Raw genomic sequence first — 23116 nt, 5'->3', positions numbered from 1 at the left:
ATATTAATATTTTACCCAGCTTAGTCCAGTTGTACCTTCCCCTGCGTGAACTCCTACACAGGCGCTCAACGGGATAACAATTACCTTTAGCTTAGGGAATTCCTGCAGAATTTCTTCTCTCCAGGTTTTAGCATCTTTTATATTGTTGCAATTAATCACTGCGACTTCTGGAATTTCAGCTTTTTTCATATCATTTCGAAGTAAGTCCATTACATAATTCTTAGCTCTTTTATCAGCACGTACTTTTGCTTTCATAACAACTTTTCCGTTATCAAAGGAAATGACCACTTTTATATTTAATAGATTACTCAGAAAGGCTTTAGTGCCAGATACACGGCCACTTTTATGGAGCTGAGTTAAGCTAGATGGAATAAAGGACAATTCGGAGTTTAATGTCATGTTTTCAATATGATTCACGACTTCCGCTACGTCATGGCCTGCCTCTACCATGCTTTTTCCGACTTCGAGCATTTTGACCATCGGATAAGAGCCTATCTTAGAGTCTATTGAATACACTTTAAAATTTGCCATTTTAGAGGCGGTTTGTGAACTGTTGTAGGTTCCTGACAACTCACTGGAAGTGTGGACAGCAATAGCACATTCGTATCCTTGTGCTTTCAAGTCTTTATACAATTGTACCATCTCACCAATCGGAGGCTGAGATGTTTTAGGATGAACTTTGGCGGTTCTTAATTTGTCGTAGAATTCATCGTGTGTCATATCAATTGTTTCTTTGAATGCACCCTCTTCAAAAACAATATTTAATGGCAAGACATGTATATTATGTTTTTCTATAAATGATTGTTCCAATAAAGCAGCAGTATCAGTTATCCAAGCAACTTTTTTATTCACAGTTTGATAATCTCCTCACTAAAAATTAATTTGTTAGCGCTAATGTAACCTAGTCTTATTTATTGGAATAGTGTTACTTGTCATGTTTTGTCGAAATTTCGGAACCTGGGACATATTTTGAACATATTTAGAAGGAGGAAACAACAGTGGGATATGTATTGCCGCATCCTGTTCATGACATAATGCAAAAATATTTACAGGCATTAAATGCCTCCTTACCAAGTGCCTTTATTGAAGGTGTTTATATGTATGGTTCTATTGCGTTAGGAGCTTTTGATGAAAAGAAGAGTGATGTAGACTTTATCGTTTTATTAAAAAGATCGGCAAATGAACAAGAAGTAGAAATTATAAAAGAGATCCATTTTCAAATATCTAAAGAGAAATTAGGGGCTCGGATGGATGGAATGTATATTCAAACAGCTGACCTGGGTAAAACAAATGATATTCTCCTGCCGTATCCTTATTGCTCAGATGGTGAAGTAAAAATTGGTCATTGGGATATCAATCATGTTACTTGGTGGATTTTAAAGAAACATGGGATTGCATTACAAGGAAGACCAATTCATGAGTTAAACATTTCTACTAAATGGGAGGATGTCTTAGGAACGTTAAAATATAACATCAACGAATATTGGTATAAGAAATCAAAAGAAATACCTAATTCAGTGCCTGATGATATGGTGGAGTTTGTTACAACTACTATTTGTAGAATTCTTTATTCTCTAAAGTTCCAACAAATCATTTCAAAAAAAGAAGCACTAGAAAAGGGATTAGTTATATTACCTTTTCGATGGCATACTTTACTAAAAGAAGGGATGAGGATTCGGTCATCAGAGCAGCTCCCCTCACTATTCGACACAGAAAGCTCTCGTGCAGAAACCTGCAAAGATTTTATATTATACACACACGAAATATGTAATGAAGGTTATTTTTTGGAGGTTTAGGAATGGATATTAGAAGATTAACAGATGTAGATGCCATTGCTTATTGGGAACTAAGGCTAGATGCTCTGCAAAACAGTCCAGAAGCGTTTGGAACAAGCTATGAAGAAGCTCTTCAAAGAGAAAATCCAATTGAACGAGTAAAAGGTAATTTTAAGGTAAATGGCAATTACACGTTCGGTGCGTTTGAAGAAGATAAATTAATTGGTATGGTTACTCTAGCACAAGAGAGTTCCTTAAAAATGAAGCATAGAGCAAATATTTTTGCAATGTATGTAAGCTCAAAGGGAAGAAGAAAAGGTGTAGGAAAGGCCCTAATGGAGCGAGCCATTAACCAGGCAATAGAAACTAATGAAATAGAAAAGATTAATCTATCTGTTGTGTCGAATAATGAATCCGCAAAAAATTTATATTTACAATTAGGTTTTAAGGTATTTGGAGTAGAAGAAATGGCTTTAAAGGATAGAGACGTCTATTACGAAGAACATCACATGACACTTATTCTAAATTAAAGGAGATAATTTAATGGAGGAAAAATCAAGTAACCTAGAAAAACAAGGGGGAAAGCTACCATTGTTTCAATCCCCAGTCCGTTCCATTTTCGAAAAGTTTTCCAGAGAAAAAGATGTGTCTCTTATATACGGAGAACCAATTGTATTGGAGAACAAAAGGATCTTACCTGTTGCCAAAGTTAATTATTTTGTAGGTGGAGGCGGAGGTGGAGGTAACACGATTTCAGATGAAGAAAATTCTACAGGTCAAGGAGAAGGAGGCGGTGGTGCCTTTTCGATAAAACCGGTTGGAGTATATGAAATCACTGCGGAGGAAGTTAAATTCAAGCCTGTCCTTCCGTTTAATCAAATACTTACTGTTTTTTCAGTAGTCACGCTAGGGATTGTTTTCTTGTTGAGAAAAAGATGTAAATAGATAGGGAAAGAACGCTTCCTTCTAAAGGTTAGCGTTTTTTCTATGCTTCAACCATTGAACAAACGTTAGCAGAAGCATGACAAAAATAGCCCCGCCTGTATCTAATAGAACATCCTGAAAAAGGGCAGATCGTCCACTCGTAAAGGATTGATGGAATTCATCTGCGACTGCTAGAAGAAAGGTAATCATTATTGCAGTAAGTTTTCGATACTTCCTCTTCGGCAAAGCAATATAAATAGCTAAACTAATCAAACCAAAATAAAAAAAGTGGACTCCTTTTCTTATTAAGAATTCGACAAATGCATAGTAGCCACGTTCCTCGACAGAGACATAGAATCCCCAATAAGGAATATGAAATAATGATAAAAAGGACTCCAATGGCTTGTTTGGAAGCCATTCTTTAAGCACGGCCTCCAAAGACTGTTGCTCGGAAGTCTGCCCGGAGGCTATAAATACAAAGACAAGTAAAAGTAAAAGTGGAATAAATTTTTTCATATAAAAACAGTAGCATAAATTGAATGAGAAACAAAATAATTGCAGACTTTATAGCTAATAAAAGAGTAAAAAGCTGGTTGTTTCACAAGCTTCTATCACCAATTGAAAGGCTATGGTACACTTACGATAAGTGAATAATTTTTGCAGGGAAAAGGTGCTGACTTGTCAGCTTAATTAGGGAATTCGGTGAAAAACCGAAGCTGTATCCGCAACTGTAAATGCTGATGAAATAAGAAAAATACCACTGTTGGCTAAAAGCCAATGGGAAGGTTCTTAGAGTAAAATGATGCATGAGCCAGGAGACCGGCCTTTTCTTGAACGTATAAATACTCTTCGGAAGTTAAGGGGTTGTACGGCACGTTTCTATTTTCGATTAAATTTCTAACGATAAATAGGTATTGCGCCGCCCTTTTTTAGGGTGGCGTTTTTTGTGCTGTAAGAAGTCGAGTATTGTATTGCCGAAAATTCACAAATAACTTGGAAAGGGGGCAGAGCATTGAAAAAAAACATGCGATATATTTGTTATCCATTTATGAGAGAAAAGCCGTCTACAGTAGACTTTGAGATTAGAACAGACTCATTGACCACACGTATTGGATTGGCCGCATCTTTAACAAAAGATATTCCAAGAGTTTACGAGGATTTAATGTATCTGGCACCGATGGCATATCACGTAAATGGTTCTGTTAGAGGGAAGCTAGCAATCAATGAAGAGGATTTACAAATTCTAAGTGATATGTATGATTTCTACGTAAGTGAAGTGGAAGGAAGAGTAGATATATTCGTACTTCCACAAGGCTCAACAGCTGCATGTGAATTACACGTGTGTCGTAGTGAAGCAAAAAAATCTGTAAGGGCTTTACATAAAGTTTCATTAGAAAGAGAAGTACCAGAGATTTTGTTTGATTACACACAGCTATTAGCAAATGTATTGTTTGCAATGGCGGTATATGTAAATAAGCATCATGGAGTAGAAGAGATTCAATTTGTCAGTAAATCATATCCGATGAGAAAAAAGAAAAAAGAAAAAAGTGGAGGATTAACAAATGAATAAACAATTAAGGAATTGGTTAGCGGTACTAATACTTTCTATCTTACTTGTAGGCTGCCAAGAGACTGAAAAAAATACAGCTGTTGAAACAGATTCTGTACAAGGAGTAAAAGAATATACTGTAACGGATGATATGGGGAAAGAAGTTACATTCGAAGAAGTTCCGGAAACGATTGTGTCTCTACAACCAAGTAACACAGAAATCCTGTTTGCCCTTGGTGTAGGAGATAAAATTGTTGGAGCTACAGAATTCGATACCTATCCAGAAGAGGCACTAGAAATTGAACGAGTTTCCGATTCTATGAAGTTCAACGCAGAACGTATTTTAGAGATAAATCCAGATGTTGTAATTGCTTATACAACTGGATCTGAGGAAGAGCTTAAAGTGTTGGAAGACGCGGGGTTAGATGTTTTTGTCATTCAATCGGCGCTATCATTTGAAGATGTCTATGGAGATATTGAACAGTTGGCCGCAGTAATGGGAGTAGAGGATAAAGGAACCGATCTTGTTGACTCTATTAAAACTACTATTCAAAGTGTTCAGGACAAAGTATCAGGTGTAAGCGATCAGAAACACGTCTACTTTGAAATAAGCCCATCTCCAGAAATTTTTACAACAGGAAAAAATACTTTCCAACAAGAAGTTTTGAGTAAAGCTAAAGTTGTAAATATTTTTGGAGACCAAGAGGGATGGATTAAATTATCTGAGGAAGATGTCATTAAGAAAAATCCTCCGATTATCTTGACTACCGTAAATTATGTAGAAGATCCAATTGGTGAGATTAAGGCTCGTCCAGGCTGGAATCAGTTGGAGGCAGTGCAAAACAACTCCATTTTCCAATTAGATCAGGACATTATGTCTCGCCCAGGACCACGAATTGGTGAAGCTGTAGAACTAGTAGCTAAAACCGTTTATCCAGAGATATTTGAATAAAGTAGAAGTTGGTCTCGTTTTGAGGAGACCAACTTCTTTTGTTTTAAAACTGGTACCTTGCAATGAATAATAGTGTTATGGTATAGTACTATCTAATGAATAGTACCGAGGGAGAGAGAGACATGACAGCGAATATTTATATTGAGACGTTAGAAAAAGAGCTTTATATGTTGAATACAAAGGAACGCCAAGCAATAGTTAGAGATTTCCAAAAGTATTTTTGTGATTTGTTAAGAGAGGGACAAACTGAGAAAGCAATAGTTGAATCATTAGGAGCACCATCGTATATAGCAAGGGAATTACTTAAGGCTTACTCAGAAGAGGAAATGATTGTAACAGAAGTGGAATATGAAGGCGCATATATATAAAATGCTACAAAGGCTAGTTACCCTTCGTAGCACGATTTCATTTACAATCGTTTAGTAAACTGAACTAGTTCAACTTTTTTATATTACAGGAATCCAAATTTCTGAATAACAGTTTGGATCAGATGGGTCATCATCTGTATACACTTCCATCTCTGGTGTTCCTGCCTGTTTGTAGGAGTGAGAGGGAAACCATTCTGACTAAATTTGTTACCATGTATTTTGCATAGCATTGGGCATTGCTCCGTGAACCTCAAAGATTGCCCACTTTGATGCTGGTATTTCTAATGTCTCCAGATTTTCTGGTGTGTCGCCTATATAACTGACCCCTATCCAATAATCCATCATACTGTCGACTTTAAAATTTTCTCCCATCACACAAACACCAAGAGCACCTTTTATTTCTTCGTTATTTAAAGAAATAATGAAACAACAAGCTCTTGTATAGATTCTTATAGATTAATCTAGCAACGTATATTAACACATACAAAAAGCCACCAATTATAGAAACAGGTGGCTTTGTGCATTAGATATTTTTTTTAGTTTCTGTTTCTTTGTCTTCTATTCTAAATTCTTCTGCAACATCGTCTACTATATCTTTAGTTGAGTTTTTAAATTCTTTTAACGTCTCTCCAACTGCTCTACCCAATTGAGGTAATTTTTTAGGACCGAACACGATTAAAGCAATTATTAATATAATGATTAAACCCGGTATTCCAATATTTGGCATTATAATCTCTCCCATACTGTTTCTATATATTTTCACGTGGTTTTTGCAATAGTAGTTAATCTTAAAAAAATTGGTTGTTTTGTATCAATAACACATTATACTCCTACGTTTAAATTTGTAAATACTTTGGTATTAATAATGATCAAATTGTGTGAGCTGGAAAAGTCTCTTCGATATAAAACTCTCTTTTTCCCTTCTATAACTTTCTATAACTTTGTTTATACAACTAGTCCTTTAGCGTTTTTCAACCACAAAACACTAGTTACTTTATACCGATAATAGAAAAGTTTTTACTATTAATTTGCAATTTTTATGTGAATTTAATGTTTTTTCAGAATAAAATTATATTTTCTAATCCGAAATAAATATGTAGTATTGAAGAAATAAAAGGAGTAAACTGTTAAACGGTTGTTTTGTTATGTATAAAAATTACATTTTCATAGTTGAGTGAACTATGTTAAAGGAGAATAAAAGTGACGCAATATAACTTAGAAGAATTAAAACTGTTGAATCAAGTAATTTTCGCTTTATTTATAGTAGCAGATTTAGCTCTTGGCCTCTTTTACTATAATAATGAGTTTCCTTGGTTCGCGTTAATAGGTTCAAGTATTGGACTAGCTATTATTGTTCTTTGCTGGACTGGAAAAAAATATATATACTTTATCTCATTTTTATTGGTTTATACTATCCTATTCTCATTAGTTTATAACTGGCATGCAGTTTTTCATTAATCAGAATATTTTCGACTCATTGTTTACCTGAATAAACAATTTAAGCTATTTTTTACTAATTTACGTTGGAGGTTATATTATGTCAGAACAGGAAAAAAAGGCTCCATACTTAGATAAACGTTCATCTAGACGTACTTTTATCAAAAATTCTGGATTAACAGTTGGTGGAGTTGTACTAGGTGGAGCACTAGGTTCTTTACTAGGTAAAGACTCAACAACTAAAACTAACGAGACTGGGGTTCATTCAGCAGCTACTGGGGTTAACTTCAACCAGGCACTGATGTATTTTGACAAAGCACAATTTGATACGATAGATGCTGCAGCAGAGCAAATTTTCCCTAAAACTGAGGTAGGACCCGGTGCGAAAGAATTACTTGTTGCATATTATATCGATCACCAACTAGCAGGGAGCTTTGGCCTGAACTCAAAAGAATATATGACCGGTCCTTTCTTCCCAGCAGAAGCAGTTCCACAACAAGGGTACCAAACACATTTGAATCGTCAGCAAGTGTTTAATCTTGGAATTACAGCTTTAAATGCAGAGGCTGCAAAGAAATCTGATGATAAACCTAAATTCGCCAGTTTAACAGAAGAACAACAAATCGAAATCTTAAAAGATTTTGAAGCTGATAAAGTTAAATTAAATGGAGCTGTTAGTTCATCCTTTTTCTTCTCTTTACTTAGAAAAGTAACAATTGAAGGAGTATATGCTGACCCTATGTACGGCGGTAACAAAGATATGGCTGGTTGGAAAATGAAGAATTTCCCTGGACATCAATCGAGTTATACTAATGTATTAGAAAAAGATGAATTCGTGAAAATAGATCCTATGAGCTTAAACTCTCAGCATCAACACTAATATACACCAATAGAAAGGGTGAACAACTTTGGCAACTAAATTACCAAAAACAGATATAGTTTTAGTAGGGGTAGGTTGGGTAGGCGGTATTATCGCAGCAGAACTTACAAAAAAAGGATACAAAGTAGTAGGTATCGAACGTGGTAAAGAACGTTCAACTGAAGATTACTTTATGGCTCACGATGAACTACGTTACGCAGAGCGTAAAGAAATGATGCAAGATCTTTCTAAAGAAACAATTACATTCCGTCACAATATGACACAACGAGCATTACCTTACCGTGAATGGGGTAGCTTCCTGATAGGAGAAGGAACAGGTGGTTCAGGAGAGCATTGGAATGGTCAAACTTACCGCTTCCTGCCATACGATTTCGAGATCTATTCAGAAACTGTTAAACGTTACGGAAAAGGTAAAATCCCTAAAGGGATGATGCTTCAAGACTGGGGTATAACATACGAAGAGTTAGAACCATACTTCGATAAATTTGACGCTATGACTGGTATTAGCGGTGAGGCGAATCCACTACCTGGTTCTCCACAAATAAAATACCCTAACCCGCCGATGTTGGAAACACCTGCTATAAAATTATTCAAAAGTGCAGCGAAAGATCTTGGATATCATCCATACCATCTGCCTTCTAACAATCTATCGCAATCTTATACTAATCCAGATGGCATTTCTCGTGGCGCTTGTCAATATTGCGGTTTTTGTGAGCGTTTTGGTTGCGAATATGGAGCAAAAGCATCACCAGTAGTTACAGTATTACCTGTAGCTAAAGAAACTGGTAACTTCGAAGTACGTACTCATTCTGTTGTACGTAAAGTTCTACACACAAATGGAAAAGCTACTGGCGTATTATACGTAGATATACGTACTGGTGAAGAGTTTATCCAAGAGGCAGATGTAGTTGTAGTATCAGCCTATCAAATGAATAATATTAAACTTTTATTAAACTCTCAACTTGGCCGTCCATATGATCCAGTTACTGGTACAGGAGTCATTGGTAGAAACTATGCATACCAAACAATTCTGGGGACTGCTGTAGGTTTCTTCGATGAAGAGTTCAATTTATACGGTGGTGCAGGATCTCTAGGAGCCCAAATTGATGACTTCAACGGAGACTTCTTTGATCACACTGACTTAGATTTCTTACATGGTGCGACAATTCAAATTACCCAATTAGGGGATCGTCCTATTGCAAATAATCAGGTTCCAGCAGGCGTTCCAACTTGGGGGAAAGAATTTAAAGACGCTTCTGTTACAAATGCAAACCGTGCTCTTATTGTTAAAGCACAAGGGGCTTCCCTTCCTTGGCAAGATAATTACATCGATCTAGATCCAACTTATAAAGATGCATTCGGTGATCCATTACTCCGTATGACGTTTAATTGGAAAGATCAAGATCGTCAACTAATGAAATTTATGGGCGAAAAATCAGCTGAGATCATGAAAAAAATGGGTGCAAAAGATATCAAAATTAATGGTGGCGAAGTCGGAGATTACGATATTCGTAACTACCAATCTACTCACAATACTGGTGGAGTAATTATGGGCTCTGATCCAGAAACAAGTGCTTTAAACAGCTATCTACAAATGTGGGATTGTGAAAACGTATTTGTACCAGGTGCAAGTGCTTTTGCTCAAAACTCAGGTTACAACCCAACTGGCACAGTTGGAGCACTAGCATATCGCGCTGCAGAAGGTATTGAAAAATACTTAAAAACTGGCGGATCTTTAGTTTAAAAACGAGACGCTTCTAAATAAACAAATAATATCCGCTTAACTATAACAAATAATTTCTATTCATAGAATTAGCCAACAACTTAAAAACTGCTATCTTCTTTCCATCAAAAGAAGGTAGCAGTTTTTTAATATATGGATTCATCCTCAAATTTTCAACTACTCTTTTGGATTTCTAAGAAACTTGCACAGTCTTTATAAATACTTCTAATATCTTTGTGTAAATTTCAGGTTGTTCATCATGAACCGAATGCCCTGCAATCACCTACAAAAACGTATGAAATACATGCATTCAAGGTACAGTTTAAGCATCCTATTACAGGACAAATGATTATTGCTGAGGATAAACGATAAAAGATTATCCTCTTATATACTAACTATGATACAAAAACATCCAATTGAAATAATTGGGTGTTTTTTTAGTTAAGAAATATATAGTTGAATAACTTTGCTTGTTGAATAAATACTACCCATCTCATGGTTAACACTCCTTACATTTATCCTAAAATATTTACGTTAAATACCCCTGTCTTTTTGTGCTTTCCTTGGACTGTTTAATCTGCCAAGATTGCTTCTACTATTTCTTTAGGACGAACATCTAACGAGGTTAGGTCCTTAAGGTTGATCCAAATGGGTTCATAGCTTCCTTTTTTTATAGAAGGGTTTTTATATTCATCCCCAGTACCTGCACCAAAGGTACCGCCTATAATTTCAGCTAAATAATAATATTGCTTTCCGCTATAGGGTAATACTTTTAAAAGACGTTGGATTTTAACATGCACGCCTATCTCCTCATATGTCTCTCTAATAGCAGCTTCCTCAGGGGTTTCCCCAGTCTCAATACCACCACCTGGAAATACATAATAGGTAGTATGTGGTTTTGTCCTTTTAATTAGTGCAACTCTATCCTTTTCTAAAATAATAGTGGCTCCTCTATTTCTCATTTGAACTCCCTTCCTGTACCTTTTTGAAAATTATAACAATAATTGACGTTCATAAGTTATTTAAATTTTATGTAAAGGTTTCTTTACATAAATATAGTTTTAGATTATCCTTATGTAAAGATATATTTACATTGGTTGCAAGGAGGAAACAGATGACAAAGGTCATTAATCATATAAGAGAGATACGTTTAAAAAAGGGAATCACACAGGTACAAATGGCTGGTGATTTACAAATTACCCGACAAACGATTACTGCGATTGAGAACAATAAATACAATCCCAGCTTAGAGCTGGCACTTAAACTAGTGCGTTACTTTGAAGTACCCATAGAAGAATTATTTTATCTTGAGGGGGATGAAAATGACAAAAAGCTATAGAATTTTACTGTACGGAATTATTAGTGGATGTATCATTGTTGGTGCCTTTTTAGGGGTGTATATTGCAGGTAAAGAGGAAGGCATTTTTGATTGGGGACTGTTTTTACCGATGGTAGTTGGATCATTAGGGGGCTTTATAGGCTTTTTTCTATTTGCATGGTTACGTCAAAAAAAGAATGGCAAAATTCCTGATATGGACGAGCGTACAGCTGTAATGATGAAAAATTATTTCTCTACTGTCCTGTATTTTGTCCTGTTTGGGAGTGGTGTTATATTGTTGATCTTATTTGCAATTGGTGTGGAGACAATTGAAACTGGAATGCTCATTGTTTACATGATGATTTTATTTATGTTAATTGGTATTGGTGCTTTTATAACAAAGAGAATCTGATTGATTTAGCAAGTGAATTAAACGGGTATTAAAAAAGTATGAAGAAATGTAGAGAAAGTAATTGAAGTATTTCAAAAACAGAAAGCTTAGAAAGGATGATAAAAATGGTTAATGTTTTGTTTGTCTGCCTTGGCAACATTTGTCGTTCTCCTATGGCAGAGGCTGTATTTAAGCATCTAATTCAAAATGAAAAATTAGAACAATATATACAAGTAGATTCAGCGGCAACAAGTGGATGGCATATTGGAAATCCACCACATAAAGGGACAATAGCTAAGCTAAAAGAATATAACATTTCAACGAAGGGTATGGCTGGACGCCAACTTAAAGAGGAAGATTTTGAAGAATTTGACTATATCGTTGGGATGGATGAAAATAATATTAGAGATATACGTAAGATGCTTGGTCAACCGAATCATCCAAAAATTATTCGATTTTTAGATTTAACCATTCACAAAAAAGATGTGCCAGACCCTTATTTCACAGGTGATTTTCAGGAAACCTACGATTTAGTAATAGAAGGCTGTGAAGCACTACTAAACAAAGTAAAAAGTGATCATAAAGAGCTGCTTCAATCATAGGAGGAAATTGGAATGGATTATATGTATTTTCAAGGTGTTCCAGATACTCAAACACTTTCAGGAGTCTTGGAGCTTCATAAGCATGTATTCGAGGGTTCCGAGTTGGAAACTGAAAAGTTGAAAGAAAAAAGTAATTTGATAGTATTCGTAGCAAAAGATCATGAACGAGTAATTGGATTTAAAATTGGATATGATTACGGAAATCGTACATTCTATAGCTGGCTTGGTGGGGTTCACAAGGACTACCGAGGAAGAGGGATAGCAAAAGAGCTGATGAGTAGACAGCATGATCTAGTAAAATCCATGGGTTATACAAAGGCTCGTACTATTTCGCGCAATGAAAAAAGAGAGATGCTTATCTTAAATATAAAGTTTGGCTTTGATATAAAGGAAACTTTCACTAGTGATAAGGGGAAGCATAAAATCGTGTTAGAAAAAATGCTATAGGGAGGATTTTAAATGACTGAATGCTTAGGTTGTATGTTAGCTAATAAGGAACAAAATGTTTTCGTTATTTTTGAAAATGACCATATCACATGTTTTCTAGATCATGAACCTTTTAATAATGGGCACGTACTTATACTTCCAAAAAGACATTATGAGGATGTGGATGACTTAGATGTAGAGGTCGCCTATTCTATAATGGATGCTTCCCGACTTATCTCCAAGGCGATTAAACAATTATACACACCAGATGGGATTACGATTTGCCAAAATGGTGGAGTGTTTAGTGAATTGACTCATTATCATATGCACGTTGTCCCTAGATATGAGGGACAACAGTTTGCAGAGTTCTATCAAGAGCAACCTTTCGAACGAAATAATCTAGAAAGCTTGCAAATTGTTACAATAAACTTAAGGAATGCTGTTCGTAATATTATAGAAGAAGGATAACCAACTTATGATTGGAGTGGCAGGTTAGCGACTCCCGCGGGATGGCTTATCGCTCTCCCCGCGGAAAGCGTTCGACTAAAGCGGAAATCCCCCCTCTTGTTCCTGCTATTTATGAGAACTGAACTTTAGATATCTAGCTATAACGTGGGATTATACTCCACAATAAAATCTAATGATAAACAGAAATAAGGAAAGAGTCTTGTCCAATCATGGAGAGGCTTTTTTTCTAACTTGATATAAGGGAGCGTTTAAATGTCTAAATATAAACAGAAGACCTTAGAGACTGATCAGGATGTGGCAGAGTTTATAGAAGGAGTCGATAGCTTAAAGAAAAGGGAGGATGCATATAAACTTCTAGAGATTTTTGAAGAATCTACTGGCTATCAAGCGAAAATGTGGGGGCAAAGTATTATTGGATTTGGTTCTTACCATTACAAATATGCTTCCGGTCATAAAGGGGATGCTCCTCTTGTTGGGTTTTCACCAAGAAAGGCAAAGATTAGCTTGTATTTTGCTAGCGGAGATTCAGATCGCGCGGAATTGTTAAGTAGATTAGGAAAACATACTTCAGGTAAGGCATGTGTTTATATCAATAAAGTAGAGGATATCAATATAGAAGTTCTTAAAGAAATAATTTCTCAATCTATCATTTTTTTACAAAAATTGTATCCGAGCGAGAATTGAATGGAAGTTAATGTATTTATTTTTGCTACTTATACTGGTTCTAATGTATAATAACACAGTAGAATTCTAGAGTACGAAAACAATATGTGAAAGAGAGTGGGACTTTTATGGGTCGTAAGTGGAATAATATTAAGGAAAAGAAAGCTTCTAAAGATGCTAATACTAGCCGTATCTATGCTAAATTTGGTCGTGAAATATATGTTGCAGCAAGACAAGGTGAGCCAGATCCTGTCTCTAACCAAGCTTTAAAGGTCGTATTAGAGCGTGCAAAAACTTACAGTGTGCCAAAGCATATTATTGATAAAGCGATTGAAAAAGCAAAAGGTGGATCAGAGGAAAGCTATGATGAGCTTCGCTATGAAGGATTTGGTCCAGGAGGATCAATGGTTATTGTAGATGCATTAACAAATAACGTAAACCGTACTGCTTCTGATGTTCGTGCTGCATTTGGTAAAAATGGCGGCAACATGGGAGTTAGTGGTTCTGTGTCTTATATGTTTGATGCAACAGCAGTTATAGGCTTAGAAGGCAAAACTGCCGATGAGGTGTTGGAAATCCTGATGGAAGCAGACGTAGATGCTCGTGACATTTTAGAAGAAGAAGATGCAGTCATCGTTTACGCTGAGCCTGACCAATTCCATGTGGTGCAAGAAGCTTTAAGAGCTGCGGGAGTTGAAGAATTTACAATTTCTGAGCTAACAATGCTTGCACAGAACGATATTGCGTTAGATGCAGATGCACAAGCCCAATTTGAAAAAATGATTGATGCTATTGAAGATTTAGAGGATGTTCAGCAGGTTTATCATAATGTAGATTTAGCATAAATATAGGAAAGTAAAAGTCTCATTTACAGGAAGCTGTAGATGGGATTTTTTTTTGAGTAGAAAGTAATCTATCTACTTAAAAAACATGAATAATAGATGTTAGTTTATTGCTATAGGCGAATTATAAACACTACTTTTATATATAAATTAGGACTCAAGAAACTGTTTATTTTGTGATGCGTCAAATGTAGAAAGGGGGAATAGGATGAGAAGTTTTTTTGCTTTATGTTTAGTTATTTTATTCATAGCAAGCCCTATCAAAACAATGGCTGACTGGGCATATCCCTTCGTAGTATGGGATGGATATGTTTATGTTCTGCAAGATGAAGAGGTCAATGAAATTGGTAAGGAAATTGGTCATGTTACAAAATACTCCGATCTAGAAGGGTCTTACTCAGGGAATTTTTCTAATGCTTACCCAAGAGGAACTAAATATTATGAAGTAAAGGAAGTTAGTAGTAAGGAGGCAATTGCAGTAGAAGTTTCCTCAGGGACTTATAGAGTGGCTGAGCGAGGAGGTCCCTATGGGGGGAACAGATATGCATTTTGTGATCCCGATTCACCGTTTTTTATAATTGGAATTTTATTTGTAGCTGTATTTACAGTTGTAGTGTATTTTTCGGTAAGGGAGAGGAAGAACGATTAAATGAAGGAGAAACACCAGAACCTATTACGGTGACTAGTGCAATGGGGAAAACCTTATATAATGACTTAAGAATGGCCGCTCTAAATGATTTGAGCAGCCATATAATTACTTATTGCTATAGTTTAGAGCCTTAAAAAGAAAAGATTGAAAAAACAAGGGAGAACTATGATTACAAACAGTTCTTCTCTTTTCTAGTTGTAGAAAATCTTAATGTGTTGCAGAGTTATTTCTTCGATACTTCCATTGCTGGTATTGGAAACGAAAGAAGCAGCCTATACAAAATCCTAGTATAGCAATAAATGCAGCTAAACCGACCATAACAGTTGCAATATTAAATGAAATACTCCACTTCAAAAAGAAGCTAATACTAGCTATAAGTAAAAAGCCAACTGCCAACCATTGATTAAACCTTAGCTGAGCATAATCTTCTTGAATATATTCCTTACTAGGCTTCTTTAGAAATCTTTTGGCTACAACTACAATAGGATGAAAACCAAATAATAAACTAGATAAATTGGCAATTAACGGAATGAGCAGAATCCATGCTGATTGAGTGATAAGCGCGATGACGACAGAGATTACAATTGTCCATTGATTGACCATAACGAGAGGCTTCGGAATTGTCTTCATGATAAAACCTACTTTTCTGATTGGATTTATTATATTATATGTTGATTCTAATAGAATGTAAAAAAATTGAATCCGTTGACCTATTTCCCGGGAAATCGACATTTTTATGCTCCTAACGACAAATGGCTGCTCTGGGATTTTGAGCAGCCATTTTGTTTACTTATTTTTTAGTTGATTTATCTTTTGGGTTAGCATTTTAAATTGTTCATCTAATTCCATGTACTTGGAATCTTTAGATGGAAGATAGCTTAATTGACCTAGTACAGCTTGTCGCTCTGTTTCTAGAGCTAGAAGTAACTTGTTATTGTCGTTTTCTTCGCTTCTACTAAGCCAATCAGTATAATTCATCTCAAGCTTTTGAATTCTATTTTTATCAAATATAAGAAGCTTGTTTGTTAGCCTTTCTAAAAAATAACGGTCATGGGTTACGAGTAAAATAGTACCGGGATACGTAGACAGTGTCCATTCTAGCTGTTCTCGAGAAGGCAAATCGAGATGGTTCGTAGGCTCATCTAAAATGAGTACATCCTTTTGATCTACCATGAACTCCATTAACTTTAGTTTTACTCTTTCTCCCATACTCATTGTAGAAATTGGTCTTAACCAATGATCCTTAGAGAAGCCCAAATTGTTCATTAAGGTTTGAATTACACCCCTTGTATCATAATCGGTAGTTGCAAAAAAGTCAGAGGGGGTTTGATCTTCTGGAAGATCGAATACTGTTTGGCGTAAAAAGCCGATGTTCATTGATTCGGTTTTCCAAAGCTCACCTTCAAATGTTTCTTCTCCAGTCAGCATTCGGAAAAAGGTTGTTTTACCACTCCCATTTGATCCGAGGATTCCAACACGTTCTTTAGCTTGGATAGTAAAGGAAGCTTTTTGAAATAGAATTTCTTCGTTAAAAGATTTGCTTAAATTTTTAGCTTCTATGACGCGTTTCCCTTTTTTCTTATTACCTTCAATAGAGAAATTGATTTCCTTTTCCTCTACTGGACGTTCTACTTGATATTTGGAAAGCTCTAGCTCTAGTCGTTTTTGCTTGGAGCGAATTTGAACATCCTTTTTCTTAGCCTTCATACGAAAATACTCTTTTGCACCGTCTTTTTTTGTCGATTCTTCATGTGCTTTGTTGGACCAATTTTTCAATACTTCCATTTGCTTTTCAACTTGTCGGATTTTTGATTGTTGTGCATCATATTCTCTTTGATGAGTGATAAGTTTTTCTTCTTTTCTTTTACGATAGGTAGAATAATTTCCTGTATAGACGGTTAGGTTTTTATTTTCAATTTCCCAAATATAATTTGATACTTCGTCTAAAAAGTATCGATCATGTGATACTAATATAATCGTTCCAGAATAGGTAGCTATTTCTTCTTTTAAGAAGGATAGACTACTTTGATCTAAATGATTAGTAGGCTCATCAAGTAAAAGTAACTGAGAACTTTCTGCAAAAACCTTAGACAGTCTTTTTTTCATTTTTTCTCCGCCACTTAATGCATCGTAAGGACGATTATTAGGGACAGACCACTTACTGATATAAGTCCGTTCATCTTTTTCCTCTACATTTGAATGGAAATGCTCATCTTCTTGCTTGAAATAGCTGATGGTGGGAGTAGTCCCTATCCATTCGATTTGTCCGGAAGTGGGAGAGCTTTCACCTGAAAGAATGGAAAGAAGAGAAGATTTTCCTTCACCATTTCTACCGACAATTCCTATTACAGCCCCTAAATGTATATCGGTTTTTATATTGTTAATGATCTCTTTGTCACCATGGGTTATGCTGATGTTCGTTAATCTTCCTTGTAAAGTCATTGTATTACCTCCCTTGGAGAGATAAAAAAATCCCTCCGATTTAGACGGAAGGATTTTACTGGCCATTTAGTGTACGACAAAAAATAACTACAAATATATATGCCTGTAGTAATTTATTATCTCAATTTGAAAAATGGGCAGACTAATCCTATTTCCGTCAAAGCTAAAAATATTTTTCTGCATAAAGCAGTAATATTAAGCGAGAAATAAGATTATAAAATCATTGTCCACCCATCGTCCCTTCGATATTAGTTACTATATAATATAACATATTCTTCTGAAAATTAAAGAGGTAATTAATACAATGCTTGACTCGATCTACTGCCCTCTATTCCAAGCTCGTCGTCTGTTCTTCTTTTTTGTATGAACCAAATTCCTAGTATGAGTACAAGCCCAAGTACACTACTTAAAATTTCTGGAACAATAAGCATTAACCCAGCCACAAACAAGATGAATCGTTCCCAGACCTTAGAGTACCTTATAAAATAGCCAATCATGGAACTGCTGACAGCTACCATTCCTACTAAGGAAGCAGTAACAGAGACGATAAGCATTACTGGTTCTACATCTACCATTACTAAGATTGGATTATAGATAAAGATAAACGGAACGATAAAGGCCGCGATGGCTAGTTTGACGGCGTTCATACCTGTTTTAAAAGGGTTTGCTCCTGCAATACCTGCCCCGGCATAAGCTGCAAGACAGACAGGTGGAGTGATATCTGCGACTATACCAAAATAGAATACAAACATATGGGCAGCAATTGGAGCTACTCCGAATTCATTTATTAAAACTGGAGCAGCAATAGTAGCTGTGACTACATAGTTTGCTGTAGTGGGTAATCCCATCCCCAATACAATACAAGCAATCATGGTAAATATTAGAGCGAGAATGAGATATCCGTTTGATAGAGCTATAACTCCAGCAGCAAATTTGGAGCCAAGGCCAGTCATACTAACAATTCCAGCTATGACACCAGCTGTGGCAACGGCTGCTATAACCGGTAGAGCGACTCTTGTACCTTGTTCTAATACATTTATAGTTTGCTTAAAGGACATCCTTGTTTCTTTGCGTATTAAGCTTACTAAAAACGCAGCGACTATTCCAAAAAGAGCTGCACGTTGAGGGGTAAAACCATAAATTATCGTTCCAGTAATAACGAAGAGAGGTAAAAGCATATACCAATTTCGTTTCATAGTCTTTCTAAAAGAAGGTAATTGAGACTTTGGGAGCCCAAGTATTTTAAGTTTTTTTGCTTCAAAATGAGTGCCGATAAAGATACCTGTGAAATACAATATCGCTGGTATAATCGCCGCCATCATAATAGTTCCATACGATACACCCAAAATTTCCATCATGATAAAGGCCGCGGCGCCCATCATTGGAGGCATAATTTGTCCTCCAGTAGATGCAGCGGCTTCGGTAGCACCAGCAAATTCAGGCTTAAAACCTGCTTTTTTCATCATAGGGATAGTAAAGGACCCTGTTGCGACTGTATTACCAACGGAGCTACCTGATATAGTCCCTTGCAATGCACTTGCTACAACAGCTGTTTTTGCAGTACCTCCTGTATATCTTCCGGTTAAAGAAAAGGCTAAATCGTTGAAGAACTTCCCTACATTTGTTTGTACGAGCATTACGCCAAAGAATAGGAAGAGGAATATAAACTTTGCTGAAATTTGAACGGGGGTGCCGAATATTCCACTTTCTTTGTACCAAAGTGCAGTAGCGGTTCGCTCTAAAGAAAATCCAGGATGGGAAAGGATTTGAGTAGGGACAAAATTTCCGAAGATAGCATAAAGTATGGCTACTAAAGCCACTATGACGATTGGTAAGCCAACCGTTCTTCTGGTCGCTTCTAGGACAAGAAGAATCCCAAGGACGGAGATGATTATGTCAGGTATGCTATATCCGGAAATTCTGCTCTGTAGAATAGAATCAAAAAAGATTATTTTATGATAGGTTACATACATGGCGGTAAAGGCAAGCACGATGTCATACCAAGGTATTTTCTTTTGTGTTTTAAGTAGGTCTCTTTTTAATGGGTACAATAGAAAAATGACACCGAGAGCAGTTCCTACATGAACGGCACCTTGTTTTTGAGTTGGTAGGGTTCCAAAATAGGCCGTGTATAAATGGAATACGGTTAAGGCCACCCCTAAAAAGGTAACAACCCATGCCCATTTTCCAATATTTGATCGAAACTGATTTTCCTTATCATATTTCTCTAGTATTTCTTGTGCATTTATTGGTTGCTGATCTTTCATTGTCTCACCTCATTTTTAATTGGATTTTATACCTCGATTTTATTTCACATCGTCCAAACTTTTAATATCAGAGCTTTTACGTGTGACAATTTGAATAACCTCTGGATAAATATGCCCAATAAATGCGGCGTTTGGAACTTCATGTCCTTCAAATGCTGCCTCGCCATTGACTGCTTGTATTGCTGGTACATGTACAGACATACCTAAATCCATGTTTCCATCTCGAATACTAGATAGGTTTTCTACAGATGCGCCAGTTTCTGTGTTTGTTAAGTTAAATCCTTCGATATGTTTGTTCCAAATACTTGCCATCTCTCCCCCTAGTGGATAATAAGTGCCGCCTTGACTTCCAGTTCCGAGTATAAAATCATTCTTGCGGTTGCTTTTGTCAGCAGTAAGCTCTGCTACTGGGTTGTCAATAGTGAGACCCTGTTCCTCATAATAACGCTTTGCGCCAGGATGAATAGGAAGCCCCTCAGCTCCGTTTAGTGCGTTTTCTAAAATCATCTGCTTTGCTTGAGCATGTGTATTTTCACTTGCGTTTTCAATCATTATCTTTGCTAGCTCATAACCAAGCTCATCATCGATCGTATCTGTACTTCCCATTAAAATAGCGTAGGCAGTCACAGTTTCCACATCTGAATCTAAAAAGTCATACGTATCCTTAGGAATAGTGTGACGTCTATATCCGCTATTCTCTTCAATATAAGAGATTGCATCATCAGATAAACTCATCATCACAACATCTCCTGCAGAATTTTGCAAGCTTTCGATACTTGCAGCCGGGAGTCCAAGGATACCTATAGAAATATCAATATTTCCATCCTGTACACCATCAGCAGCATCACCAAAGCCCTCCTGATAAGCTTTGTAATCATCATCAGTAATTCCATAGGCATCTAAAATTAGCTTAGAGACGGAGCTAGTCTCACTAGCCGGAGGGCCGATAGCAATATTTGGCTTCCCTCCACTACACGCTGCAACCAAAAGTGCCAAAACCATTAACAAAACAAGACTAAGACTCTTTTTTTTCAATTTCTCTCCCCCAAGGTTTATTTTTCACCCAAATGATAGCGCTTCCATTATGTTGTAAAAAAATAAGCCAGTTGGCATATCAAATAGATGATGATTAATATTATACTTTTAATCTATAATTTTACAACTAAATATCAGTATTTTCTGATTTTTATAAATGGTTGCAGGATTATTACAGGTGCCTGGCACCTGTAATAATCCTGCAACAATCTCTTTTAATATGTAGACAAGATAATTAATTATTTGAAAATGTATTTAAATTCGTGATTTTTAATAAAAATTAATGTACAATAAGCACATATTTGAGGAGGTAATGAGAACATGAAACAGTTAGATGCACATGAGATTATTTCTTACATTCAACACGCAAAAAAATCTACGCAAGTGAAGGTATACATAAAAGGAAGTGGGATTGACCAACTTTCTTTCGGAGAAAATACAAAGGTTTTTGGACAAGGGAATTCTCTTATTCTATTTGGAGAATGGTCTGAAATTCAACCGACATTAGATGAATATAAAGCACAAATTGAAGATATAGTAGTTGAAAATGAAAGCAGAAACTCTGCAATACCTTTATTAGATTTAAAAGGTATTAATGCAAGAATTGAACCAGGTGCAGTTATTCGTGATCAAGTGAGCATTGGTGATAATGCAATTATCATGCTAGGTGCTGTAATCAACATTGGCGCTGTCATTGGTAAAGGTACAATGATCGACATGGGAGCAATCCTTGGTGGTCGTGCAACAGTGGGAGATAACTGTCACATTGGAGCTGGAGCAGTGCTTGCAGGTGTTATTGAGCCACCTTCTGCAACTCCAGTAATAATTGAAGACGACGTATTAATCGGTGCTAATGCTGTAGTTTTAGAGGGGTGCCGAGTTGGCAAAGGAGCAGTTGTTGCTGCCGGAGCAGTTGTAACAAAAGATGTACCGCCATATACAGTAGTTGCGGGTACACCAGCTAAGGTAATTAAAGATATCGATGCACAAACAAAATCTAAAACAGAAATTATGCAAGAACTACGTCAAATTTAAGAAGGTGACACATGAAAACCTTACTTGATATTCGTCGCGATTTGCATCGTATACCGGAGCTTGGATTTAAAGAGGTGAAAACGCAGGCTTACTTATTGGAGCAAATCCACTCGCTTCCACAGGATCGATTAACGATTGTTACGTGGAAGACAGGTATTGTCGTGAAAGTAGAAGGACTCCAGCCAACTCAAACGATTGGCTGGAGGACTGATATTGACGGTCTCCCAATCACGGAGGCTACCGATGTTGCCTTTTCATCTGAGCACCTGGGTAGAATGCATGCCTGCGGGCACGATATGCATATGACCGTTGCGCTCGGTTTGCTTCAAAAAATAGTAGAGTCACCATTAAACGATCATATGGTGTTCTTGTTTCAACCAGCAGAGGAAAGTCCAGGTGGTGCTCTTCCGATGTTACATTGGCTAAAGGAAGAACAGCCCGAGCTTATGCCAGACAAGATATTTGCTTATCACGTAGCTCCAGAATATTCAGTTGGTACGATAGCTACTCGCCCTGGCTTACTATTTGCCAATACCTCTGAGCTCTATATGGACTTAGTAGGGAAGGAGGGCCATGCTGCCTATCCACACCAAGCAAAGGATATGTCGATTGCGGCAGCGACTCTTTTGCTACAGTTGCAGTCTATCGTTAGCCGAGTAGTCAATCCAATGAAGCCTGCAGTTTTAACTATTGGAAAGTTTTCATCGGGAACTGTCCAAAATATTATTTCTGGTCATGCTCGTTTAGAGGGAACTATTCGGACAATGGATGCTTCTACAATGACACTCATTAAAGAAAAAATAGAAGTATTCTGCCATGCCACTGAAATAGCATTTGATTGTGACGTGAAAATCGATTATGGGTCTTCTTATTATCAGGTATATAACAATGAGGATATCGCCAATGATTTTCTAGCTTTTGCAGAGCAGCATGAAGCAACCAACGCCATCCACTGTGAGGCCGCGATGACAGGCGAGGATTTTGGCTATTTCTTAAAGGACATACCAGGCATGTTATTCTGGGCTGGTGTCGATTCTCCTTTTGGACTTCACCACGCGAAGATGAATCCAAGTGAAAAGGTTTTAGACTATCTCGTTCCTTTTGTAGACAAATACTTCAGAACACTTACAAGCAAATAGACTGGACAGAGATGATGAATCTCTGTCTTTTTTTTCTAAGAAACAATAAAGTCTTCTGATTTATTGCCTTTAGAGTAGGATTGAATTTTTTTGAAAATTGGAGGTGATATTAGCAAAATCGTACCATCTATTACACATGCTTTTCGCTTAAGCTGATTCTATTTGATGGCTGAATATAACAGTATAAGTTATTCCCTTCTAATTACTCTCAATCTAATGATTGGAGCGACA

28 protein-coding genes, 1 pseudogene and 1 riboswitch are annotated in these 23116 nt (G+C 36.5%); of the genes and pseudogenes, 19 read left to right on the top strand and 10 right to left on the bottom strand.

What is annotated here, in order from left to right; genetic code table 11:
* Window positions 1-3 precede the first annotated feature (3 nt).
* Window positions 4-852: a DegV family protein gene (locus H9650_RS14680; protein ID WP_154312137.1), complete on the bottom strand. Its 849-nt coding sequence runs from the start codon at window positions 850-852 to the stop codon at window positions 4-6.
* 146 nt (window positions 853-998) lie between these two features.
* Between H9650_RS14680 and H9650_RS14675 the strand changes: the two genes are divergently transcribed.
* Genes H9650_RS14675 through H9650_RS14665 form a run of 3 tightly spaced genes read left to right on the top strand, consistent with a single transcriptional unit; the run spans window position 999 to window position 2720 of the window.
* Entirely contained in the window at window positions 999-1796 is a 798-nt protein-coding gene (locus H9650_RS14675; RefSeq protein ID WP_154312138.1) for a nucleotidyltransferase domain-containing protein, read from the top strand.
* Between the two features lie 2 nt (window positions 1797-1798).
* Window positions 1799-2305 carry a GNAT family N-acetyltransferase gene (locus H9650_RS14670; protein WP_191697535.1) on the top strand — a complete coding sequence of 169 codons (507 nt, stop codon included), beginning with the start codon at window positions 1799-1801 and terminating at the stop codon, window positions 2303-2305.
* A 13-nt stretch (window positions 2306-2318) separates the two neighbouring features.
* Window positions 2319-2720, top strand: a complete 402-nt coding sequence (locus H9650_RS14665) for a spore germination protein GerW family protein (RefSeq protein WP_154312140.1) — start codon at window positions 2319-2321, stop codon at window positions 2718-2720.
* 21 nt (window positions 2721-2741) lie between these two features.
* On the opposite strand, the gene H9650_RS14660 is transcribed toward H9650_RS14665, so the two are convergent.
* Entirely contained in the window at window positions 2742-3215 is a 474-nt protein-coding gene (locus H9650_RS14660) for a VanZ family protein (protein ID WP_191697534.1), read from the bottom strand.
* A gap of 135 nt (window positions 3216-3350) precedes the next feature.
* Window positions 3351-3541, top strand: a riboswitch (cobalamin riboswitch).
* 170 nt (window positions 3542-3711) lie between these two features.
* Here H9650_RS14660 and H9650_RS14655 point away from each other — a divergent pair.
* From H9650_RS14655 to H9650_RS14645, 3 genes are all read left to right on the top strand, one after another.
* On the top strand, window positions 3712-4269 hold the full coding sequence (locus H9650_RS14655) for a hypothetical protein (protein WP_191697533.1): 558 nt from the start codon (window positions 3712-3714) through the stop codon (window positions 4267-4269).
* On the top strand, window positions 4262-5200 hold the full coding sequence (locus H9650_RS14650; RefSeq protein WP_191697532.1) for an ABC transporter substrate-binding protein: 939 nt from the start codon (window positions 4262-4264) through the stop codon (window positions 5198-5200). Before H9650_RS14655 ends, H9650_RS14650 begins: the two co-directional genes overlap by 8 nt.
* 122 nt (window positions 5201-5322) lie before the next feature.
* Window positions 5323-5568 carry an HAAS signaling domain-containing protein gene (locus tag H9650_RS14645; protein ID WP_186318202.1) on the top strand — a complete coding sequence of 82 codons (246 nt, stop codon included), beginning with the start codon at window positions 5323-5325 and terminating at the stop codon, window positions 5566-5568.
* 78 nt (window positions 5569-5646) lie between these two features.
* Here H9650_RS14645 and H9650_RS20495 read toward each other — a convergent pair.
* The 3 genes and pseudogenes from H9650_RS20495 to tatA all read right to left on the bottom strand — a co-directional run.
* A pseudogene (locus H9650_RS20495) lies at window positions 5647-5754 on the bottom strand (AraC family transcriptional regulator); the annotation flags it as partial.
* 21 nt (window positions 5755-5775) lie between these two features.
* Window positions 5776-5967 carry a GyrI-like domain-containing protein gene (locus tag H9650_RS20490; protein ID WP_260866649.1) on the bottom strand — a complete coding sequence of 64 codons (192 nt, stop codon included), beginning with the start codon at window positions 5965-5967 and terminating at the stop codon, window positions 5776-5778.
* A 124-nt stretch (window positions 5968-6091) separates the two neighbouring features.
* Window positions 6092-6298, bottom strand: a complete 207-nt coding sequence (tatA, locus tag H9650_RS14635; RefSeq protein ID WP_093536286.1) for a twin-arginine translocase TatA/TatE family subunit — start codon at window positions 6296-6298, stop codon at window positions 6092-6094.
* A gap of 470 nt (window positions 6299-6768) precedes the next feature.
* On the opposite strand from tatA, the gene H9650_RS14630 reads away from it, so the two are divergent.
* From H9650_RS14630 to H9650_RS14620, 3 genes are all read left to right on the top strand, one after another.
* A complete protein-coding gene (locus tag H9650_RS14630; RefSeq protein ID WP_144539321.1) occupies window positions 6769-7026 on the top strand; it encodes a hypothetical protein in 258 nt (85 codons plus the stop codon).
* A 79-nt stretch (window positions 7027-7105) separates the two neighbouring features.
* The gene (locus H9650_RS14625) at window positions 7106-7885 is read left to right on the top strand and encodes a gluconate 2-dehydrogenase subunit 3 family protein (protein WP_154312144.1); all 780 of its coding nucleotides are present in this window, start codon (window positions 7106-7108) and stop codon (window positions 7883-7885) included.
* 28 nt (window positions 7886-7913) lie between these two features.
* Entirely contained in the window at window positions 7914-9629 is a 1716-nt protein-coding gene (locus H9650_RS14620) for a GMC family oxidoreductase (protein ID WP_154312145.1), read from the top strand.
* Window positions 9630-10180: 551 nt separating this feature from the next.
* On the opposite strand, the gene H9650_RS14615 is transcribed toward H9650_RS14620, so the two are convergent.
* Window positions 10181-10570, bottom strand: coding sequence for an NUDIX hydrolase (locus H9650_RS14615; protein WP_144539327.1), 390 nt, complete (start codon window positions 10568-10570; stop codon window positions 10181-10183).
* Window positions 10571-10722: 152 nt separating this feature from the next.
* Here H9650_RS14615 and H9650_RS14610 point away from each other — a divergent pair, with 152 nt between their 5' ends.
* From H9650_RS14610 to H9650_RS14575, 8 genes are all read left to right on the top strand, one after another.
* The gene (locus H9650_RS14610) at window positions 10723-10947 is read left to right on the top strand and encodes a helix-turn-helix transcriptional regulator (protein ID WP_144539329.1); all 225 of its coding nucleotides are present in this window, start codon (window positions 10723-10725) and stop codon (window positions 10945-10947) included.
* Complete coding sequence (locus H9650_RS14605) at window positions 10931-11338, top strand: hypothetical protein (protein WP_144539331.1); 408 nt, start codon at window positions 10931-10933, stop codon at window positions 11336-11338. The genes H9650_RS14610 and H9650_RS14605 overlap by 17 nt, the downstream gene beginning before the upstream one ends.
* 104 nt (window positions 11339-11442) lie before the next feature.
* Window positions 11443-11919, top strand: a complete 477-nt coding sequence (locus H9650_RS14600; protein ID WP_144539333.1) for a low molecular weight protein-tyrosine-phosphatase — start codon at window positions 11443-11445, stop codon at window positions 11917-11919.
* A gap of 12 nt (window positions 11920-11931) precedes the next feature.
* Entirely contained in the window at window positions 11932-12366 is a 435-nt protein-coding gene (locus H9650_RS14595; protein ID WP_144539335.1) for a GNAT family N-acetyltransferase, read from the top strand.
* A gap of 12 nt (window positions 12367-12378) precedes the next feature.
* A complete protein-coding gene (locus tag H9650_RS14590) occupies window positions 12379-12813 on the top strand; it encodes an HIT family protein (protein WP_191697531.1) in 435 nt (144 codons plus the stop codon).
* Between the two features lie 252 nt (window positions 12814-13065).
* Complete coding sequence (locus H9650_RS14585) at window positions 13066-13497, top strand: DUF1801 domain-containing protein (protein WP_191697530.1); 432 nt, start codon at window positions 13066-13068, stop codon at window positions 13495-13497.
* A 107-nt stretch (window positions 13498-13604) separates the two neighbouring features.
* Window positions 13605-14321, top strand: a complete 717-nt coding sequence (locus tag H9650_RS14580; protein ID WP_144539341.1) for a YebC/PmpR family DNA-binding transcriptional regulator — start codon at window positions 13605-13607, stop codon at window positions 14319-14321.
* A gap of 205 nt (window positions 14322-14526) precedes the next feature.
* Window positions 14527-14967 (top strand): hypothetical protein, encoded by a 441-nt coding sequence (locus tag H9650_RS14575; protein WP_191697529.1) that lies wholly within the window; start codon window positions 14527-14529, stop codon window positions 14965-14967.
* Window positions 14968-15174: 207 nt separating this feature from the next.
* Here the strand turns inward: H9650_RS14575 and H9650_RS14570 are convergent, their stop codons facing one another.
* From H9650_RS14570 to H9650_RS14555, 4 genes are all read right to left on the bottom strand, one after another.
* Entirely contained in the window at window positions 15175-15597 is a 423-nt protein-coding gene (locus tag H9650_RS14570; protein WP_191697528.1) for a DUF4395 domain-containing protein, read from the bottom strand.
* Window positions 15598-15753: 156 nt separating this feature from the next.
* A complete protein-coding gene (gene abc-f / locus H9650_RS14565; protein ID WP_191697527.1) occupies window positions 15754-17409 on the bottom strand; it encodes a ribosomal protection-like ABC-F family protein in 1656 nt (551 codons plus the stop codon).
* A gap of 296 nt (window positions 17410-17705) precedes the next feature.
* Window positions 17706-19676, bottom strand: coding sequence for a TRAP transporter permease (locus tag H9650_RS14560; protein ID WP_154312149.1), 1971 nt, complete (start codon window positions 19674-19676; stop codon window positions 17706-17708).
* Window positions 19677-19715: 39 nt separating this feature from the next.
* A complete protein-coding gene (locus H9650_RS14555; protein WP_225216099.1) occupies window positions 19716-20711 on the bottom strand; it encodes a TAXI family TRAP transporter solute-binding subunit in 996 nt (331 codons plus the stop codon).
* 321 nt (window positions 20712-21032) lie between these two features.
* Here H9650_RS14555 and dapD point away from each other — a divergent pair, with 321 nt between their 5' ends.
* Entirely contained in the window at window positions 21033-21746 is a 714-nt protein-coding gene (gene dapD / locus H9650_RS14550) for a 2,3,4,5-tetrahydropyridine-2,6-dicarboxylate N-acetyltransferase (RefSeq protein WP_151112326.1), read from the top strand.
* A gap of 11 nt (window positions 21747-21757) precedes the next feature.
* Window positions 21758-22885 carry an N-acetyldiaminopimelate deacetylase gene (locus tag H9650_RS14545; RefSeq protein ID WP_191697526.1) on the top strand — a complete coding sequence of 376 codons (1128 nt, stop codon included), beginning with the start codon at window positions 21758-21760 and terminating at the stop codon, window positions 22883-22885.
* Window positions 22886-23116 lie beyond the last annotated feature (231 nt).

Origin of the sequence: Psychrobacillus faecigallinarum (assembly GCF_014836595.1) — a bacterium.
GTDB classification, from domain to species: domain Bacteria; phylum Bacillota; class Bacilli; order Bacillales_A; family Planococcaceae; genus Psychrobacillus; species Psychrobacillus faecigallinarum.
This window is presented reverse-complemented; position numbering and strand designations above follow the sequence as displayed.